Source organism: Bacillus sp. HY001, from assembly GCF_007558965.1.
Lineage (GTDB): Bacteria > Bacillota > Bacilli > Bacillales > Bacillaceae_G > Bacillus_A > Bacillus_A mobilis.
Window position 1 is genome coordinate 120227 of record NZ_VLTE01000004.1, and the last position, 6016, is coordinate 126242.

Genomic DNA, 6016 nt, shown 5'->3' on the forward strand with positions numbered 1-6016 from the left:
CAATATTATATAGAAGCAAATTTCATAATGAATAGAGATATGAAAGATGAAGAATTTGCAAAATATAAAGATGTGATAGATAAATTTATTAAATAAGAAGAATCCCCTTATAAAAGGGGATTCTTTTATTGTCTTTTGCTTAATTTCTTCGTATAATTCTTCATTTTATTCGTTAACCCTATTAAAGCAGGTAACAATATTGGCATCACAATGATAGCTAATAGTAACAGTGCAACACCAACAACGGATGCTACTTGTATAAGTGTCAATACACCTGAAGGGATTAATGCAGCAAATGTACCACCTAAAATAAGTGCCGCCGATAATACGACTCCTCCTATGTGACGAGAGGCATTTACAATTTTCGTTGCTGGTTCTCCCTCTAACTCATTGTAACGCATCATTACGAAAATGCTATAATCCACACCTAAAGCGACAATCATAATAAAACTAAAGAATGGTACATTCCAGCTTAATGACTCTACGTTTAATAAGTGTGCACTAATTTGTTCACTTATACCAAGTGATGCAAAATAAGCTAATATTAAAGATCCAATAATAAAGATTGTATTTAAAAATGACCGTGTAATAACGAGTAATACAATCGCAATTCCAATTAACATAATCGTAGCTGTACGTAAGAAGTCTTGACCTGTTACTTCTTTTAAATCAACGTTTCTAGCAGTTGTACCGCCGATCGCTTTTTTGGCTGATTTTAATTCTGTACCATTTAACGTACCGTCTATCGTTTTATTAATATCTTCAATGATTGGCATCGCTTCTTTTGAATACGGATTTACGTCTAAAATGATTGTCATTTTAGCAGTCTTTCTATCATGTGACATATACGTATTCAATGCTTTTTGGAAATCTTCTCCGTCTAAAACTTCTTTTGGAATATAAAATTTCTCAGAGCTTTTTGATTCATTCAGTTCTCCTAAATATTTCTGAGCATCCCCTAGTCCGTTACTTACCTTTTCAAGCCCTTCTGTACTTTTAGATAATCCTGATTGTAATTGCCCCATCTGTTCTTGCAAGTCTTTCAGCCCGGTTAATAACTGGCCTTGCCCATCATTTATTTTTGTTAATCCGGTTTGTAACTCAGATGACTTGTTCGCGATTTGTTTTGAACCTGAAGCACCTTCATCTAATCCATTTTTAAGATCAGCTGCTCCTTTTTGTAATTTAGTAACTCCATTATTCATTTCTTTTAAGCCGTTATCCACTTTCAATAACGATTGATTTGCTTCTTTAAATGAGCCCATCGCTGCTTTATGCTGCGTTGCTAATTGATTTAATTCATTGGAAAGCACGCCTAATTGCTTTTGAGCCTCTTTAGCAATTCCTATCGTTTGCTGTATGTTCGGATCATTTGCTAATTCTGGTTTCGTTTGAATGAAATTGGTCATTAGCATTTCAATTTGTTCATAGCCTTTTTTCGCACCATCAATGGCTTGAGAAATACTTCCGAAGTATTGATCGTAAGAACTTAAACCTTTTTCTAACTGCGAATAACCAGCATGAAGTTGTGAAGTTGCATTAGATAAAACATTTATATTTTCATTTACTGAAGTTAATCCACTCTCAATTTGCTGCGCACCTTGTGCTCCGTCATTTATACCATTTGATAGTTGATGTAAAGCTGTTCCTAATGCTGTTACACCATTTTTCGCTTCGTTTGTTCCATCAATTAACTTTTGAACGTTTGCAAGACTATTTGAGTCTTTACTACCCATTTTATCTTTCGCAGTAGTTAATCCATCATTAATTTCCTTTATACCACCATTAGCATCTCCTAAACCTGTATTTAGTTCTCCCGCTTGTTTATTTATATATAGTTCTTTTATCCTTTCACCAGTTGGACGCGTCGGTGAATATACTTCTGAAACACCTTTCACTTTCAAAATCTTATCAGTTAGTTCATCTAAAGTTTGAAGAGAACTCGCCTCGTCTAACTTGTTATCCGATTGAATGACTAACGTACTTGGTGAAGAAAAACCAGGTGGGAAATGGTCTTCTATTACGTTAATCCCCATCTTTGATTCGTACTTATTGTCTACTTCAAATAAGTCATTGTAATTAAGTGTACTAGAATATTTTAATACGAAAGGAATCGATATCACGCATACAATAATTAAAGCTACAAATGGTCTTGCTACTGAGTTTTTCGCAAAGAATCCCCATAATCGACTGTCTTCATGACCTTTAAATGTTTTAACTGGATAAAACATTCCTTTTCCTAAAAGCACCATGAAAAACGGATTTAAAGTGGTTAAAACGAGTAGTAATACTAAAACACCAATTGCTACCGCTGAAGTAGATTGATATAATTTAAAACTTGCTAAAGCAAGAGATGCAAAACCAATTAGCACCGCAATCCCACTATACAATACGGTTTTACCTGCCGATTTAAATGTTTCTTTCGTAGCTAAAAATGCGGTTTCTTGTTTACTTAATTCTTCTTTAAATCTCGTAAATAATAAAATGTTATAGTCTGTTCCCACTCCAAACAGAACGACAACTACAAAGACTTGCGTAAAGTTTGAAAATGGAAAATTAAATTGATCTACAAGATGAGCAATAATCCCCATTGAAACTAAGTACGATACACCAACTGTAAGAAGAGAAATAATCGGAACAACAGGTGAACGGAATACAATGATTAATACTATAAGAATGAAAATGATTGAAATAACTTCAGTCGTTTTCACTCCCTCTTGAGAGGATTTAAGAAAATCACCCGCTATTAAGTCACTTCCTGTTAAGTACGTTTTTACCCCTTTTGTTTGTACTTTTTTATGAAGATTATTTGTAACTTTTGATATTTCACCATGCTTTTTATCTATGGATATTTGCGTTAAAATAGTCGTATTATCTTTAGAAACTAATTGTTTTTCCAAGTCTTTATTATCTAAATGTGAAACAACTTCCTTAATTCCTAATTGCTCTTTTTCATTTTGTAAAGCATTGATTGTTTTTATTATTTCATCTTTTTGCTCAGTTGTTAAAGCTGCTTTACTTCCACTATTAAAAACAGCTATAACATCATATTTTTCTGTCCCGTCTTTATCCATCTCTCTTATCATTTTGTCAGCGATACTACTTTGCTCTGTATTAGGAATCGTAATATGCCCTTTCTCTTTCACTAATTTATCCATATTAGGCATCGTTACGATCATTGTAATAGTAATAACTATCCATAATAGAAAAGATAAACTTCTCCAATTTTTCAGCTTACTCATATTAATCATCTCCCGTTTTGAAAGCTTCACGTTAATTTAGGAATGAATATTCATTCCTATTATTTCGAAACTATTTTTAGGAATGAACGTTCATTCCTATCATTCTATTAATTTATTTTATAAACTCTATTAAACTACTCTTCCCGGAATGAATGTTCATTCCCTTAGTTGCACAAATATCCTCTCCTACTTTCATTTTTTAAATCTATTTAGGAATGAATATTCATTCCTGTTCTTATAAAGCTATAGAATCAAATGATTCTAATAGCATTCCAAGAGCTTTCTTCCAATTCTTTTACTAACTCTTTCGAGTATTCTAATTGCCCTGTTGCAATTACTTTCGTTAATTTTTCTAACGGTTGATATACAATAATAATTAAAGCAACTGGAGGCAATGGACGAAGAAAACCTTTTGCGATTCCATCTTCAATAATATTCATAAAGAAGCCTATAAAATCGTCAAATATTTTCTTACTCTGTTCGTCAAGAAAATAACTATCGCAGTGAGAATTTGTAAATAAAAAAGCATCTACATTGTTTCTCGCAAATTCAAATAAACGGTTATACGTATGACTAAACTGTTCACGAATATTTGCTTCAACAGGAAAATCCGTTTTTATCATTTCAGAAAGCTGTAACATACTTTTTGAAAATAATGAGTTAACAAGTGCCTCTTTATTTGCAAAATAGCGATAAATAGTACCCGCACCGACATTTGCTTTCTCAGCGATCATTGGAATTGTCGTACCATCGTAACCACGCTCTGCAAAAAGTTGCATCGCAGCATCAAAAATATCCTCTTGTTTGTTTTTAGCCATTTTTTCCACCTCTATTTTCAGGAATGAAAATTCATTCCGTTTTTAATTATAAATTACAGGGACTAAAAGTCAAGTGCGTAACTACGTATAGTTGCAATTTTAATCCCTTGTTTGTGAATCAATTTATATCAGCGGTTTTTAGAATATATCGATTTACCGACAAAAACGAGAACGAAAGAGAAAGCCGTCCAAAATTTTGTTTGGGACAGCCCATTTCCTATTTAAATCTTAAAAGAAATCATAAATAAATGCTTTACGTGCTGGAACTATATTTTCAAATGCTTGTATTTCCTCTTCGCTTCCGCTAATGAATTCTAGTTCATTAAGTTCTAACGGACGTTTGTATCCAAACATTATTGTAGATAATGCATTTATATCCAGCTTAATTCCTTTATCTATTGTTTCCTCTTTCATAATTGTTATTTCATGATTCGCAAGCCTTACTGATACGTTATTCCACGGTGCAAACGAATCTGTAATATGTAAAATCACTTCTTGCTGTACATTGTTCCAATTTAATTCATATTGTTTTAGGAACTGCTCTACATCTACAATTCTTCCCATAAAATACGGCTTTATTTCTGCCTTTACTCGCGGCTCTTGTAGTGTATATAATAACGGTTCGTTTTCACTTATAGTCATTTCAAGTTCTTTAATCATAGAATCATGCTGACAAATAAAGTTCCACAGACCATTTCGCGCTTCATTATGCAGTGGAACAAATTCTTCTACTGTCATTTTGCTGTTTTCAATTTTATATAGCATGTAGCCAGCTGCCCTTTTATTTTCATCGTAATAAATCGCTAATGTTAAATCATCATATACAGCTTGTAACCACCATTTTTCATCGCGAACTAGCATACCGGAAAAACGTTTTGCAAATGTTTCATAAAGTTTCTCGACCTCTTCAGAGTGATTTTCTTTATTGAATCGTTTCACAGTACCGTTTACTTGTTTTTTCATCACTAAATCGCTCTTTGTCATTTGACATACAAGGAGGTTCGCACAAAGTTCCCATCCATATTTACGGTAAAACGAAACGGCAAATGGATGTAGCATCGATACTGTATATCCATCTTTTTTCATCGTTTGTAGTGAGTGTTGAAGCAATTCTTTTACATACCCGCTTCTTCTATACTCTGGATACGTCGCTACCCCTGCAACGCCACCCATTTTAAATTTTTCTTTGCCTATGTATATATGAAACGGAATGAGATGCAGTTTTGCTGCTAAATCTTCCCCTTCCATAATACCGTATATTTCATGACTTTCTTTCATCTTTGTAAGTTGCTGCTGCAATCGTTCCTCTTCAACTTTATATTGAAAAGCGTATTCTGATAAGCGTATTGCTTCTTTGAATTTATCTTCTTTTAATCGTATAACGTTCATATACTTCTGCTACTAAAAATATAGACAAATGTATATCCTTAGAGTATTCCTGCTTCTACGTGCCCTGCCTCGCTAATCACTTGCTACTACAGTTTGCTGTGACACCCCACAGGCGTAAATTCCGATGTAGCCCACCGTACATATATACAATCTATTTACGTTAGTATTGTATATTCTTTTGCTTGTAAAAGGTTGATCGCTGCGTTCAAATCTCTATCCATTACATTGCCACATTCACATGTATATACTCGGTCAGATAGCTTTAAATCCGCTTTCTTTTGACTGCAACATGAGCATAACTTTGACGATGGATAAAACCGGTCTACTTGACGTAATTCAATTCCATATTCCTCGCATTTCGTCAAAAGCCACGTTTGAAAAGCAAAAAAAGACTGCTTGGCAATTGTTTTAGATAAATGTTTATTCTTCATCATACCTTTCACATTCAAATCTTCTACTGTAATAAACGTTGGCTTGGTTTTCACCACATTCGTTACAATAGACTTTACATACTCTATTCGAATATTCGCTAATCGAGCATGCAACTTTTGCACTCTAAGAACATTT

General features: G+C 33.5%; 4 protein-coding genes. All 4 read right to left on the bottom strand.

Annotated features, from left to right (window positions below; genetic code table 11):
* Nucleotides 1-125 precede the first annotated feature (125 nt).
* Nucleotides 126-3242, bottom strand: coding sequence for an MMPL family transporter (locus FOT98_RS02505; protein WP_063260014.1), 3117 nt, complete (start codon nt 3240-3242; stop codon nt 126-128).
* Nucleotides 3243-3493: 251 nt separating this feature from the next.
* The gene (locus tag FOT98_RS02510) at nt 3494-4060 is read right to left on the bottom strand and encodes a TetR/AcrR family transcriptional regulator (RefSeq protein ID WP_001107306.1); all 567 of its coding nucleotides are present in this window, start codon (nt 4058-4060) and stop codon (nt 3494-3496) included.
* A 228-nt stretch (nt 4061-4288) separates the two neighbouring features.
* On the bottom strand, nt 4289-5449 hold the full coding sequence (locus FOT98_RS02515; protein ID WP_063260015.1) for a GNAT family N-acetyltransferase: 1161 nt from the start codon (nt 5447-5449) through the stop codon (nt 4289-4291).
* A 155-nt stretch (nt 5450-5604) separates the two neighbouring features.
* Nucleotides 5605-6016 (bottom strand): RNA-guided endonuclease InsQ/TnpB family protein (locus FOT98_RS02525; RefSeq protein WP_260850901.1); only part of this gene is annotated, 412 nt, incomplete at its 5' end.

Coding starts and splice junctions, on each gene's coding strand:
- FOT98_RS02515 (WP_063260015.1), bottom strand. CDS start 5,449: ATGAACGTTATACGATTAAAAGAAGATAAATTCAAAGAAGCAATACGC.
- FOT98_RS02510 (WP_001107306.1), bottom strand. CDS start 4,060: ATGGCTAAAAACAAACAAGAGGATATTTTTGATGCTGCGATGCAACTT.
- FOT98_RS02505 (WP_063260014.1), bottom strand. CDS start 3,242: ATGAGTAAGCTGAAAAATTGGAGAAGTTTATCTTTTCTATTATGGATA.